Here is a 14,070-nt window from a genome sequence, read left to right as displayed (position 1 = left end):
GCACGGCAGGATGGACTGATCCGCCGCGCCGGTCCGTGACCGCGTTCAGTCCATGAAGACGAAGAAGCTCGCCACGACGACCAGGGCGAAGGCCACCGCATGATTCCAGCGGATCGGCACATCGAGGTAGGTGACCGAGAACACAGCGAACACCACCAGGGTGATCACTTCCTGGATCACCTTCAACTGGGCCGGGTGGTAGACGGCAGCCCCCAGCCGATTGGCGGGTACCTGCAGGCAGTATTCGAAGAAGGCGATGCCCCAGCTCGCCAGGATCACCAGCAGCAGGGGGCGGTGGGTGTGCTTTAGGTGCCCATACCAGGCGAAGGTCATGAACACGTTGGAGGCGATCAGCAGCAGGATCGGGGTGAGGTAGCTGGACATGGGCGCGGATCCGTCGAACAGCGCACAGTCTTGTCTGCGCCGGCGGCCGGCGCAATCGCCCGGGGCGGCTATTTGATGCCCAAACCACGCGGCCCCTGCTATAACGCGCCTTCGCGCCCAAGGATTGATGGAATGATCCGCAACACTCGACGGCCGCCAAGGCCGCACTCGCCGACGGTATCGCGGCGGGGCCCGCGATGGTCGGCCGTGGCCTGGCTGGGCCTACTGATCGTGACGCCGGTCCACGCTGCCAAGGTCACCACCACCGTGGGTGGCGTCGACGGCGACCTGAAACTGGCCGTGCTGGCGGCCATGGAGATCGAACACTACGTCGGCCGGGATGTCAGCGCGGCGCAGGTCCGCCGCCTGTACGAGGCGGTCCCCGCCCAGGTGGCGGAGGCGCTGGAACCTTACGGGTACTACGACGCGACCGTCGATGGCAGCCTCAAGGAGGTGCCCGGTGGCTGGGAGGCGCTCTTCACGGTCAAGCCCGGTGAACCGGTGGTGGTCGAGGACCTCGCGCTTTCCGTGCCGGGCGAGGCCGGGAAAATGCAAGCCGTGCGCCGTGCCGTGCGCGCCTTTGCGCCGCAGGTCGGCCAGCCCATGAATCATGACGCCTACGAGCGTGGCAAGGCCGCCATCCAGGCGGCGCTGTTCGCCAACGGTTACCTGGATGCCCGGCTGTCGGCGCACCGCGCCGAGGTCACCCGGGCCACGCGCAAGGCGCGCATCACCCTGACCTGGGAACCCGGCGAACGCTTCCGCATGGGCGCAGTCCGCTTCGAAGGTGGGCAGTTTCCGACCGACTTCCTGCAGCGCTACGTGCCGTGGAGCGAAGGTGACTACTACACCCAGGAGTCGCTGCTGTCTTTGCAGCAGCGCCTGGTGGATGCGGACTATTTCAGCGTCGTCGACGTGAACCCCGACATCGAGCATGCCAAGGGGGGTGTGGTGCCGATCGTCATCGCACTGGCCCCGGCCAAGCGCAGCATCTACACCGGCGGACTGTTCGTCGGGACGGACACCGGCTTTGGCGTTCGCGGCGGGTTGGAGCGGCGCTGGATGAACCAGCGTGGTCACAAGCTCAAGACCGAAGCCATTGTCGCCCAGCGCCTCAAGACGGCGTCGGCCCAGTACCAGATTCCGTTGCCCGGTCCGGACAGCCGCAGCTTCAACTTCGGTATCAATTACAAGGACGAAGCGTCAGACGCCACGCGCTCGCGCGTCACGTCGGTGGTGGCGAACGAAACGCGCCAGTGGATGGGCTTCACGCGCACGATGGGCCTGCATCTGCAGACCGGCGATTTCGAGATCCGCGACCGCACGAACGACGATTTCGCGGTCCGCGGCAACTCCACCATGCTGTACCCGCAATTGGCGCTGACGCGAAAGCGTGCGGATGATCCGCTCTTCGTGCGCCGCGGCTACTCGCTCAACCTGCTGGCGCGCGCCGCGCAGAAGGGGGCGTTGTCGGATACCAGCTTCCTGCAGTTGCGGGCCGACCTGAAATGGATTCGCGCCTTCAACTGGCGCAACCGCCTGATTGTCCGCGGCAGTGCCGGCACCATGCGGGTGGGCGAATTCAACGACCTTCCGCCTGACCTGCGCTTCTTCGCCGGCGGCGACCGTTCCGTGCGCGGCTATGGCTACCAGACGATCGGTCCGGTGCAGAACGTGGAGGTCACCTCGCAGGTTCCGGGTGCGCCGCCGGAGCTGCACCCGGTCGTGGTCGGCGGCAAACATCTCCTGGCCGGCAGCGCGGAATACGAGTTCTATTTCCACCGCAAATGGGGTGTCGCGGCATTCGTCGACGCGGGCGATGCCTTCTCCGGTACGGACTACCGCCTGAAAGTCGGCGCCGGCGCCGGCGTGCGCTGGCGCTCGCCCGTGGGCATGGTGCGTCTGGACATCGGCGTGCCGCTGCGCGACCGCGAGGACCGCAGTGCGTACCAGATCCACCTCGTGATCGGGCCTGACCTATGAAACGCTGGACCAGACGTATCGCTGGCGCGCTGGCCGCCCTCCTGGTCATCCTGGCGGCGGCGCTGCTCGGCCTGCTCTATTCGGGCGTCGGTGCGCGCATGGTGCTGGCGCGGATCGTCGCCGGGAGCGGCGGCCTGCTGACGGTGGAGCGCAGCGAAGGTGCCATCGCCGGACCACTGGTCCTGCACAACGTGCGCTGGCACGACAAGGCCGTGATCGTCCACGCCGAGCGCGTGCTGCTCGACGTGGCGCCGTGGGCGGTGCTCAAGCGCCACGCGCACGTGGAGAACGTGGAAATCGACGGGCTGACGGTCAAGCTGACCACGCTCCCCGCCGAGCCGGCCGCGTCGCCGTCCGAGCCGTTTTCGCTGGTGCCGCCGCTGGATATCACGCTCGACCGTCTGATGGTCACGCGACTGGCCCTTACTACCGACGGCCAGCCCACGCTGGCGGTCGATTCCATCGAGGCCGAGGCCGGCTGGACCCTGGAAGGCATGCGCCTGAAGCGGCTGGCCGTGCGCGCGCCGGAAGGAAGCGTGGACCTGGAAGCCAACCTCCTTTCGCTCGCCCCGTACGCGGGCGGTGCAAAAGGGCAATTCGACTGGCGCCTGGGCGATATTCGCTACGCGGGTACACTCGATGCGACCAGTACCGCCGGAAAGGCGACCGCGCACGCGGTGCTGACGCAGCCGGCCGCTGCCGATCTGCGCGCTGCTGTCGATACCACCGGCAGCCAGGCATGGGATTTTGATCTCGCCGTGCCCGCCTTTTCGCCGTCCGTCATCGTGAAAGACACAGCTCTGCAGTCCGTAGCATTGACCCTCAAGGGCAACGGATCGGGCAAGGGGGGATCGATCAGTGGCCAGGTCGGCGTCAACGGCCACACTGTGCTGGTCGACCCGCTCCAGTTCGGCTGGGAAAATCAGGTCCTTTCCGTCCAGGCACTGACCTTGCGTTCGCCGGAGGCCAGCGGCCGCCTGGACGTAACCGGATCGGTGGATCTGACGGGCGGGTCCGTCGCGACCATTCTCGGCCTGACCTGGAGCGGCGTCGTGCTGCCCGAGGATCTTGCCGGGCAGGTATTGCACAGCGACGGGCGCCTGGATGTTGCCGGCACGCTGCAGGAATACGGCGCGAAGGGCACCGTGAAGCTCGGCCCGCCGGGGAAGATTGCAGAGATCAGCCTGGACGTGGCCGGTACCGCGAAGCAGGTGCTGGTCAACCGCCTGGCGCTGCAGCAACCACGGGGTTACCTCCAGGCGCAGGGCACCGTCACCCTGGCACCGTCCGTGGCGTGGAAAGGCGAGGTCCGGGCGGAACGGTTCGACCCCGGCGCCCTGGTCGCCGGCTGGCCGGGCTCGCTCGGCCTGACTCTGCACAGCGAGGGCAGCCTGGCCGACGCCGGCGTCACTGCCAGCGTGAAGCTCGACAAGCTCGACGGTACATTGCGGCAGCGGCCTGTCACCGGCACAGCGGATATCCGTGTGTCCCCGGGCCTGGTCATCGATGGAACGCTGGCGCTGGCATCGGGAGAGAGCACCGTCGCGATCCGCGGCCGCGGTGGTCACCAGACCGATGCCACGGTCGGATTCACGATCCAGTCGCTCGGCGACCTGCTGCCGGGTGCCCAGGGACGCGTCAAGGGTGAGTGGCAGGTCAAGGGGGCGTGGCCTGCCCTGGCGCTCAACGGCCGTCTGGACGGCCAGAGCGTGTCCTATGACGGAACGAAAGCCGGCTCGGTGGAACTGACGGCCGATATCGCCGACGCCAGCGCACCGCGCGGCAACGTCAGCGTGCTGGCAACCGGCGTGGCGCAGGGCAATCTGCATTTCGAGCGGGTCAGTATCGACGGCAAGGGTGACCGGAATGCGCACACCCTGACGCTCGCGCTCAACGGCGACCCGCTGTCAGGCCAGGTGACCGTGCGTGGCGCCAACACCGACGCCAACTGGAACGGCATGCTGGAGACGCTGAATCTCTCGCTGCGCGACCAGCCGCAATGGACCTTGCAGCAGCCGGTGACGCTGAGCTGGCGGGAGCAGGCGCTGCACCTGGGCGAGCTGTGCCTGACCGCGTCCGGGCCCCGCCTGTGCCTGGCCGGCGACCGCACTGCCGATGGCGCCACCACGGCGCGCTACCGCATCGAACGATTGCCCCTGGCGATGGTGATGGTGCTGGCCGCACCGGACGCGCCGTTCACGCTGCAGGGCGAGATCGATGGCAGTGGCGATGTGGCCGGTTCGGCGCAGGGCCAGTGGCGTGGCAGCGCGCGTATCGGTTCGGCGCGCGGGCAGATCGGGTATCCGGATGCCGCCAAGCCGGTGCTGGACTACCGCGATGTCGCGATCGAAGCCGCACTGTCACCGGAAGGGCAGGACCTCACCTTGCGGGCGGCCTTCGCTGATGGCGGCCGCGTCGAGGGCCGGGTGCAGGCACGTGGCGCATCGCAGGTGCTGGACGGAACCATAACCCTGGCAATTGCCAATCTTTCACTGGTGGAATTGTTTACTACTGACCTCGCCGCGGTGAAGGGGCGCGCCAATGGCAGCCTTCACGTCGGCGGCACGCTGGCCCAGCCGCAGGTGGACGGTACGCTGCGCCTGCTCGAACTCGGGGCCGAAGTGCCCGCCGCCGGCATCACGCTCCAGGACGGCACGGCCAGCGTCACCGTCGATCCGTCGCAGCAGGTGCGGATCGAAGGCGGCATCCGTTCCGGCACCGGACAGATCACCTTCACGGGCAGCGGCGATACGCGAGCGACCACGCCGATTCTGGTGTCGATCGAAGGCAAGGACTTTCTCGCGGCCGACATTCCCGGTGCGCGCGTGGTCGTCGGTCCGCACCTGAAACTGGAATACAGCCAGGCGGAGTTCCGTGTCAGCGGGCAGGTTGACATGCCGTCGGCCAATGTGGATCTGTCCAAATTGCCCGGCGGTGGGGTCGCCAAGACGTCTCCGGACGTCGTGGTGACCGATGAAGAAGCGGCTGCGGTGAAAGCGGCGTTGCCCGTGGTGGCCGATGTCACGCTGCGCCTGGGCGATGACGTGCGGCTGAAGGGATTTGGCCTCGATGGCAAGCTGGACGGCCAGCTGGCCATTGTCGAGCGGCCCGGGCGCCAGACCGTGGGGCGTGGTGAAGTGCGGGTAGGCGGTACCTACCGCGCCTACGGGCAGGATCTGCGCATCGAGACGGGCCGCCTGCTGTTCGCCGGCACGGCAATCGACAACCCTGGCCTTGATCTGCGTGCGGTGCGCGACCTCAAGGACGTCAAGCCAGGCTTGCGGGTCCAGGGTACCGCGCAGGTACCTGTGCTCACCGTATTTGCCGAACCGGCGATGGAACAGTCCGAGGCGCTCTCCTACCTCATCACCGGCAAACCGTTGTCGGGGCTCAAGGGCGGCGACACGGATCTGGTGCGCACGGCCGCCCAGGCGTTGGGTTCGGCTACGGGCGACCTTTTGGCCAAGAGCATCGGCGCGCGGCTGGGCATCGAGGCTGAAGTACGCGACAACGCGGGTGTCGGCGGCACTGCCTTCACGGTCGGCAAGTACCTCTCGCCGAAGCTCTACATCGGCTACGGCGTCGGCATCTTCCAGCCGGGCGAGGTGATCACCTTGCGCTACAAGCTCAGCAAGCGCTGGGAACTGGAGGCGCAGAACGCCACCGTGGAGAACCGCGCGGGACTCAACTACCGCTACGAAAAATAGAGCGACGGGCTATTCGCCGGGAAGTATCGCGACGTGGAATTTCCCGTCGCGGTCCACCCAGCCGCGGAACATGCCTTCGGTGTTGAACGGCGTCGCGAAATTGCCCTTTGCGTCGAGCACGATCACGCCGCCGTCGCCGCCCAGGGTTTCGATGTCCTTGAGTACGGCAGTTGCGGCGCTCCCGACGCTGTCGCTCCCTGCGGCAACGCGCGAGCAGATCGAATGCGTCGCGACCGTGCGGATGAAGTACTCGCCCCAGCCGGTGCCGGAGGCGGCGCAATCGGCATTGGCATAAGTGCCGGCGCCGATCACCGGCGAATCGCCGATGCGCCCCCAGCGCTTGTTGGTCATGCCGCCGGTCGAGGTGGCAGCGGCGAGGTGGCCGTCCTTGTCCAGCGCGACGGCGCCGACGGTCCCGTGCCGCAACGCGGCCGGCAGTTCGGCAATCTTGTTCGCAGCTTCGGCCTTGAGGGCTTCCTGCAGCTGGTTCCAGCGTTCCTCGGTTCGAAAATACGAGGGATCCACCAGCTCGATGCCGGCGTCCTTGGCGAAGGCTTCCGCGCCGTCGCCGACCAGCATCACGTGAGCGGATTTCTCCATCACGGCGCGGGCCAGACGAACGGGATTCTTCACCCGGTGCAGGCCCGCTACGCTGCCGGCACGTCGCGTCGCGCCGTCCATGACGGAGGCATCGAGCTCATTCTTGCCGTCGTGGTTGAATACTGCGCCCTTGCCGGCGTTGAAGTAGGGCGAATCTTCCAGCACGACGACAGCGGCGGTGGCCGCTTCCAGGCTGCTGCCGCCGTCCTTGAGGACGCCATAGCCGGCTGACAGTGCTTCGTGCAGCGCCGTTTCGATCGCCTTGCGCCGCTCGGGGGCGAGCGACTTCTTCATCACGCCGGCCCCGCCATGGATGACGAGGACGGGCTTCACCTCGGCGGCACCGGCGGCCATGCAGAACGCTCCCGCAATCACGGTGATCAGGCGACAAATGTACGGCGGCATGCGCTCGGGCTCCATAGGCGGGGCGAAGAAGGTGTCAGGCGGCTGCCGCGGTCGGGCGTGCCTGGGGAAATCCGATGATAGCGATCGTGCCGCGCCCCAGTTCGCTGTCGATGGTGATCGGCCAGCCAAAACGGTCCGACAGGCGCTTGACGATGGTGAGACCAACGCCATGGCGGCCGCGCAGGGCGGGGCCAGTGATCATGGCCGGCCTGAACACCTGGGCCAGCTCGGCCTGGCTCATGCCGCCGCCGGTGTCCTCCACCTTGACGTAGTCGCTGCCGACGGTGACCGTCACACTGCCGTGGTCGGTGAAAAGACAGGCGTTGCGGACGAGGTTGCCCAGCATGACCGACACCACGCGCGAGGAGGCATGCAGGGCGAACTGGCCGTGCTCGACGAGCGTGAGTGTCACGGGTTTCTGCTCGACGTAGGGCCGCGCCCGCTCGACTTCCTCGCGGGCGATGGTATTGACGTCGAAGTCCTCCTCCGGCAACCCCGTATCGGCCTCGCGGGCGAGGATCAGGAAGGTTTCGATCAGCGCTTCCATGTCACGCCCGGCCGTCTGGATGCGGGCCACCACGCGACGCGCGAACTCGTCCAGGCGCGGATCATCCGCGAGCACATCGGCGGCGACTTTGATGACGGTCAGCGGACTGCGCAGCTCGTGGCTGGCGTCGCGCGTGAAATTGCGCTCGCGTTCGACGAATTCCTCGATGCGCGTGGCGAAACGGTGCAGCGCGCGCGACAGCACCTCCACATCGTGATCCACCTCGCCGGGAAGCTGCTCGGGTTCCAGCCGGTTGAGCTCGGGACGTTTCGGATCCCATTCCCGCACATTCGCCGCGAGCGCCACGATGGGCGACAGCGCGCGACGCGAAGCCCGGTAGGTGACCCAGGTGCTGATGGCGATGATCACCAAAACGACAGCCAGCGGGATCACGCCGAAGGTCAGCGCCAGGCGATGCACCGGTCCGCGCTGGAACAGCAGGTACAGGGTGCCACCCGCGCCGCGCTGGACATGGACCAGGTCGTCCAGTCCGTCGGCGCGGACATGGTGGTAGCCCTCCTGCAGCTGGCGCAGCGACGCCGGCAGGCTGTCGGTGTTGCGCGAGCCATCCACGAAGTAGCCACGCAGCGTATAGGTGTTGGGTGGCGGCAGCGTCTGGCGGTGGCGTTGCTCGAAAAAGTGCGCCGCTTCGTTGGCCAGGGTGCGCTTGACCAGCACGTCTTCGAGTATGGTCGCGGCGCCAAAGACGCTCACTACCGTGGCAAAGCTGATCGCCGCCAGCTGGAGCACGAAGACAACCCAGATCTTGCGGCGAATGCCGGCCGGCCGCCGCATGATCAGGCCCGGCTGGTTGCGGCGATTTCCGCGTCGAGATCGGCCAGGCGGTAGCCGGCGCTGTGGATGGTGTGCAACAGCGGGCGCTGGAACGGTTTGTCGATAATTTTGCGCAAGTTGTACAAGTGCGAGCGCAGCGTATCGGAGTCCGGCAGGCTTTCGCCCCAGATTTCGCGCTCGATATCGCGCCGGCTCACGACGCGCGGAGATTCGCGCATCAGGATAGTCAGGAGCTTCACCCCGATGGGCGATACCACCAGTTCGTTGCCTTCGCGGGTGAGCCGCAGGGTTGCCGTATCGAGCACCAGGTCGGCCACCTTGAGCACCTCGGCGCTGACCAGTCGCCGGTCGCGCCGGATCAGGGCACGCAGGCGCGCTTCCAGCTCGCGGATCTCGAAGGGCTTGACGAGGTAATCGTCTGCGCCGGCTTCCAGTCCCACGAGCTTGTCATCGAGCGTGTCGCGGGCCGTGAGCATGAGGACCGGCGTCGACTTCTTCGCCTCGCCGCGCAACTTGCGGCACAGGTCGATGCCATCCATGCCCGGCAACATCAGGTCGAGCACAATCACGTCGTAACTGTTGTTGATCGCCAGCCGCAAGCCGGTTACCCCGTCGGTGGCGTAGTCGATGCCATAACCGCGCCGCTCAAGGTATTCGCCGACCATCTCGGCAATGCCGCGGTTGTCCTCGATCAGCAGGATCAGGCCGGTTTGTTCGTCGCGCTGCTTCATGATCCTCTCCCCCGGCATTCGCTGGGAACGCCGGTCATTTTTCACATTTGTGAAGGATCAGGACAAGCCCGTGACAGCGACGTGAAGCCGGTCACGGCCGTGAAAACTGGCGGGCGCGGCGGCAGATTCCGTCAGTCGATCAGGCGCTTGCGCGCGGCGTAGCGCACCAGCTCGGCGGCGTTGCGCACATCGAGCTTGGCCAGGATGCGCAGCCGGTGGTTCTCCGCCGTTTTCGTGCTGATATCCAGCCGTCGGGCGATTTCCTTGGTGGTGAGGCCATCGACGATCAGATGGAACACCTCGCGCTCGCGCGGCGACAGCGTGCCGTAGGGATCGCTGTCCGCATCCGGCTGCCGCACGTGCTCGGCCAGGGCCTTGCTGGCATAGCTGCCGAAGTACACGCCCCCGGCCGCGATCGCCCGGATGGCCTCCAGCAGTTCCGCCACAGCTGCGTGCTTGACCAGGTAACCGGATGCGCCTGCCCGCACCATCGGCACGACGTATTCCTCTTCCTCGTGCATCGTCAGCACGAGCACGCGTGTTCGCGGCAGCTCCGCATGCAGCCGGCGCACCACTTCCATGCCCGAGAGTCGTGGCATGGAAATGTCGACGATGGCCAGGTCAGGGCGCAGCGCATGGGCCTGCTCGATCGCGCTGATGCCGTCGGCGCACTGCGCCACGATGTGGCAACCGGGGCTGGCATCAATCGCCGAGGCCAGGCTTTCGCGCACCAGCGTGTGGTCATCGGCGATCAGGACGCGGATCATGCGGATTCCCGGGGCTCGGCCGGCAAGGGCAGCACAAGGGTAACCCGGCAGCCACGACCGGGTGCGGCATCAAAATAGAATTTTCCGTCCATTGCGCGCGCGCGGTCGCGCATGCCCCCGAGGCCCGCAGCGAGGCCGTTGCTCCCCAGACGCTGCGCCGCATCCGGATCACAGCCGCGGCCGTCGTCGCTGATCACCAGTTGCAGCTGGCGCGGCCCGGTGGATAACGCCACCAGGGCACGCCGGGCATGGGCGTGCCGGGTGACGTTGGTCAGCGCCTCCTGAGCGACGCGGAACACCAGGATCTCGACGTCCGGGTCCAGCCGTTGCTCGGGCGTGTCGGCGACGATGTCGATGGTCAATTCGCCATCCACCGCCAATGTGCGCGCCAGCCACTTCAGGGCGGCGGCAAGGCCCAGGTCGTCCAGCACCTGCGGACGCAGCAGGCGGGACAGCGCGCGCGTGTCATCGAGCGTGCTGCGCACCAGGCGTGCGGAGGCTTCCAGGGCCCCGCGGATGTCGCTGGCGCCGGGCGGAAGGCTTCCGATCACTGCGGCGATCTGATGGGTCAGAACGGCCAGGTTCTGGCCGATGCCGTCGTGCAGCTCACGCGCCAGACGCCGGCGTTCTTCTTCCTGCACGCGCCAGACCGAGCGGGCCAGGCGCTTGAAATCCTGCGCACCGCCGGCGATCTGTTCCAGCAGGCGTTCGTGCTGGCCCATCAGTTCCGTGATGTGCTCGCGCAGCTGGGCGAGGGACTGCGCGTCAGAAGGAGAGGTCATGGCCGGCCTCCGCAGTGATGCGCCGGCGCAGCGCCGCCTCGGCGGTGGCACGCTGGTCGGCCGGCAAGCCGGCCAGCCAGCGCGAAAGCGCATCCTGGGCGCTCTTCTGCGCGCGCGCTGCCTCGGCAGTAGCGCCCGCACGTTGGAACGCACCCATGGCGCTGGCGTGAAACACGGTGTCGTCATTCCATCGGCCGAGCTTGCGCAGCAGCTCCAGACCTTCCCGGTAGGACGTCTGCGCCGGCGGCGGCCAACCGCGGGCCGCTGCGGCCAGGGCCAGCTGCAGCACGGCCAGCCGCACGGGCGGTTGACCCATGGCGGTGGTATCAGTGAGCAGGGCGTTCAGCGTTCTGGCTGTCGTCGACCGGTCGCCCTGGCGCAGCGCCGCGCGCACCCGTTCGATGCGGACCTGGACAGCCAGCGACGGGTGGTGGGTCGCCGCTTTCTCGGCCGTCGTCAGCGTGTCGCCTGCCTCTGCGGCCCCCTTTTCCTGTTGCGCCCGCGCCTGGATCAGCGTCGCCAGCGCCGATTGCTCCGGGCTCCGTTCCGCTGTCGACAGGGCCTGCAGGGTTTGCAGCGCCGCATCCGCGTCGCCGTACGCCAGCTGCACCCGGGCGGACAGCAGCGCCGTTTCCGCGAGGCCGCGCTGGTCGTCGCGTCGCTGGAAATCGTCGCGCGCCCGCGCCATCGCAGAGAGCGCGTCGCCCAGGCGACCTTCAGCCAGCGCCAGCTCGCCCAGGTAGGTGTGCGCGACGGCGGTTTCCTCGGGCAGCTGCAGGTCTTCGGCCTGGCGCAGCGATGCGGCCAGTCGCGCGCCGGCGGCTGCGAACTCGCCCTGGGCCATTTCCAGCATGCCCAGGCTCTGGGCGACGTGCAGCATGCCGGTGCGGTCGCCCAGCGCCTCGTACTGCGCCTGGGCTTGCCGCCAGTAGACCTGGGCATTGTCCATCTGGCCCAGCTGGAAATAGCAAAAACCGACATTCGTAAAACTTTCCGCAACCGCGTCGGCGAGGGTGAGCGCCTGCCGCAGGGCGAGTGCCTGGCGGTAGTCGGACAGGGCGGCGGTGTAGTCGCCGCGCTCCTCGGCGATCACGCCGCGATCGTTGTAGAGATCAGCCAGGCTGGCGCGGTCACCCAGCGCTTCGAGCAGACGCGCGGCCTTGTCCACGCTTTCCTGCGCGGCCGCGCGGTCGCCCTGCACGGCGCGCACGATGGCCAGGTTGCGCAGGCTGGTGGCCTCGCCGCGGAGGTCCTGATCCTGTTGGCGCAGGCGGGCGGCCCGCGTGTATTCGTCCGCGGCCGCATCCAGCTGGCCGAGCCGTTCGTAGCCCACGCCCAGGGCGTTGCGCGCGTCGGCTTCGGCGCGCGAATCGCCGGCGCGCGTGGCCAGCACCAGGGCGCGCACCAGGTATTCGTCGACGGCACGCTGGGCATCGCCCGCCTGGATCGCCGTGCGCCCCAGCAGAAACCAGCTGCGTGCGTCATGTTCATCGCGTTCGGTCAGCCGGTGCAGCAGGGAACTGGCCCGCCCGGCCTGGCCGTTCTCGGCGAGGATCTCCGCCGCCAGCAGGGCCAACTCGGTATCGTTGGCGTAGCGCGCCAGCGCCGGCTCGATCAGGGCGATCGCGGCCTCGGCGTCGCCATTGCCGCGCAATGCGGTGGCGCGCAGCTGCAGTCCCAGCAGCGAGGCATCCTCGCCGCGTTCCAGTGCGATGCGCCGCTGCTCCTGGATTCCCAGTTCGTCGCGAGCGCGCTCGAGCGCCTGGAGGCGGATGAAGGTATCTAGCGCGGCAGCCCCGGGAGCGGCGCCGGACACGACGGGCAGGGACGCACCCGCGGCAGGCCCGGCATCCACTGCCTGGAGCAGGCGCCCCAGGTCGCGGACAGATTCGGCGGGCGCCGCGGGGGGCTGCGAGGCAATAGTCGGCAGCAGCTGAGGGATCGTCGCCAGGTACCGCGTGTAAAGGGCTGCGGGTGTCGTGCCGGTGATCGCGAGCGTGGCGGCGATGCTCCCGTCTGCACGGCGCTGCTCCAGCGATAGCAGCAGGCCCTCACCGCCGCGGCGGAGTTCCGCGTAGACCAGGTTGTCGGCATTCGCCGCGCGCGCGACCGTGTCCCAGCGTCGCGCCAGACGCTCGCCGGTCGCACCGGGTGCGGCGCGCGCGATCGCCGCTTTCACCCGTGCGCGGGGCACCACCGTGATGGCCGCGTCCTGCCGCAGCCACTGCCGCAGGTGTTCGTCGAGAAAGCGCGCGGTGGCGCGCAGGTCATCCTCGTCGGCCGGCGCGTCGAAGGGAACCACTGCCCACTGCGGCGGTGTCGCGACCGCAGGTGCCGCGACGACGGTGGAAGATACGCGCAGCCGCGCGACGAAAAAGACCGCGCCCCCCAGCGCGACCACTGCCAGCAGCAGGCTTAACAAGACACGTCGGGAAGGCCGCGGGCGTGGAACGTGGCGCGTCTGCAAGGCCGCCAGCGCTTCGCGGGCGCTGCTGAACCGATGCGCGGGGTTGAGCCGCAGCAGGCGGTCCACGAACCGATGAACCCAGGCGGGCAGGTCGGGCCGCTGCCGCGCCAGCGATGGCGGTGGACGCACCAGCCGCTGGACCATGCTCTCTGCCGGCGTTCCTTCGCAGAAGGGCGGTTGGCCGCAGAGCATTTCGTAGAGGATCAGGCCTGTGGTGTAGAGGTCGCTGCGCGTGTCGATGGTGTCGCCGCGCGCCTGCTCGGGAGACAGGTAGCCGGGCGTGCCCATGATCAGGCCGCTGCCGGTCATGCCGCTGGTGCCCAGGCTGCGCGCCACGCCGAAATCGGTGATGAAAGGTTTGCCGGCTGCGTCGAGCAGGATGTTGGCGGGTTTCAGATCCCGATGGACGACCTGGCGCTCGTGCGCTGCGGCCAGGCCTTCGAGCAGGCCCTGGGCGATCGCCAGTGCGGTCTCGGGTTCGAGCCGCCCCTGGCGCACCAGACGGTCTTCCAGCGACTCGCCCTCGATGAAGTCCATGGTGATCAGCCAGCGGTCGCCGTGCTGGGTGATGTCGTGGATGCGTACCACATGCGGACTGGATACCTGGCGCGCGAGCAGCAACTCCTGGCGGAAGCGTTCGAAGGCGTCGCCGCGGCGCACCAGTTCCGGGCGCAGCAGTTTCACGGCGACATCGATATCCAGCGAGAGATCACGGGCGCGATAGACCATGCCCATGCCGCCCACGCCCAGCAGGGCGTCGATGCGGAACCGGCCGGCCAGCACTTCGCCGATACGCACGTCGTAGGCCGCGAGCACGCCGGTGATGGTGGCCGCCTGCGCGGAAGGACGCTGGACGCCGGATGCGGCGTCGTTCATGGCGGAAACCGGCTGCTGTGCATCAG

At 68.1% G+C, this 14,070-nt stretch carries 9 protein-coding genes; 2 read left to right on the top strand and 7 right to left on the bottom strand.

All coding sequences use genetic code 11. The features are described 5' to 3' along the window. Window positions 1-45: 45 nt before the first annotated feature. Window positions 46-384, bottom strand: a complete 339-nt coding sequence (locus tag N4264_RS22875) for a DMT family protein (RefSeq protein WP_261694522.1) — start codon at window positions 382-384, stop codon at window positions 46-48. Between the two features lie 231 nt (window positions 385-615). Between N4264_RS22875 and N4264_RS22870 the strand changes: the two genes are divergently transcribed. Further along, window positions 616-2,367: an autotransporter assembly complex protein TamA gene (locus N4264_RS22870; protein ID WP_261694521.1), complete on the top strand. Its 1,752-nt coding sequence runs from the start codon at window positions 616-618 to the stop codon at window positions 2,365-2,367. Next, window positions 2,364-6,074 (top strand): translocation/assembly module TamB domain-containing protein, encoded by a 3,711-nt coding sequence (locus tag N4264_RS22865; RefSeq protein ID WP_261694520.1) that lies wholly within the window; start codon window positions 2,364-2,366, stop codon window positions 6,072-6,074. The genes N4264_RS22870 and N4264_RS22865 overlap by 4 nt, the downstream gene beginning before the upstream one ends. 9 nt (window positions 6,075-6,083) lie before the next feature. Here N4264_RS22865 and N4264_RS22860 read toward each other — a convergent pair whose 3' ends face one another. From N4264_RS22860 to N4264_RS22835, 6 genes are all read right to left on the bottom strand, one after another. Beyond that, complete coding sequence (locus N4264_RS22860; protein ID WP_425508294.1) at window positions 6,084-7,079, bottom strand: isoaspartyl peptidase/L-asparaginase family protein; 996 nt, start codon at window positions 7,077-7,079, stop codon at window positions 6,084-6,086. A 34-nt stretch (window positions 7,080-7,113) separates the two neighbouring features. Then, window positions 7,114-8,421, bottom strand: a complete 1,308-nt coding sequence (locus tag N4264_RS22855; RefSeq protein ID WP_261694519.1) for a sensor histidine kinase — start codon at window positions 8,419-8,421, stop codon at window positions 7,114-7,116. Window positions 8,422-8,423: 2 nt separating this feature from the next. Further along, on the bottom strand, window positions 8,424-9,152 hold the full coding sequence (locus N4264_RS22850) for a response regulator transcription factor (RefSeq protein ID WP_261694518.1): 729 nt from the start codon (window positions 9,150-9,152) through the stop codon (window positions 8,424-8,426). A gap of 131 nt (window positions 9,153-9,283) precedes the next feature. Continuing rightward, window positions 9,284-9,919, bottom strand: coding sequence for a response regulator (locus tag N4264_RS22845; protein ID WP_261694517.1), 636 nt, complete (start codon window positions 9,917-9,919; stop codon window positions 9,284-9,286). Next, window positions 9,916-10,701: a sensor histidine kinase gene (locus N4264_RS22840; protein ID WP_261694516.1), complete on the bottom strand. Its 786-nt coding sequence runs from the start codon at window positions 10,699-10,701 to the stop codon at window positions 9,916-9,918. Before N4264_RS22840 ends, N4264_RS22845 begins: the two co-directional genes overlap by 4 nt. Beyond that, the gene (locus N4264_RS22835) at window positions 10,685-14,044 is read right to left on the bottom strand and encodes a serine/threonine-protein kinase (RefSeq protein WP_261694515.1); all 3,360 of its coding nucleotides are present in this window, start codon (window positions 14,042-14,044) and stop codon (window positions 10,685-10,687) included. The genes N4264_RS22840 and N4264_RS22835 overlap by 17 nt, the downstream gene beginning before the upstream one ends. Window positions 14,045-14,070 lie beyond the last annotated feature (26 nt).

The sequence above is a fragment of the Tahibacter amnicola genome (assembly GCF_025398735.1).
In the GTDB taxonomy this organism is placed as follows: domain Bacteria; phylum Pseudomonadota; class Gammaproteobacteria; order Xanthomonadales; family Rhodanobacteraceae; genus Tahibacter; species Tahibacter amnicola.
Note: the sequence above shows the minus strand (reverse complement) of the source record. Positions and strands in the feature narration are given on the sequence as shown.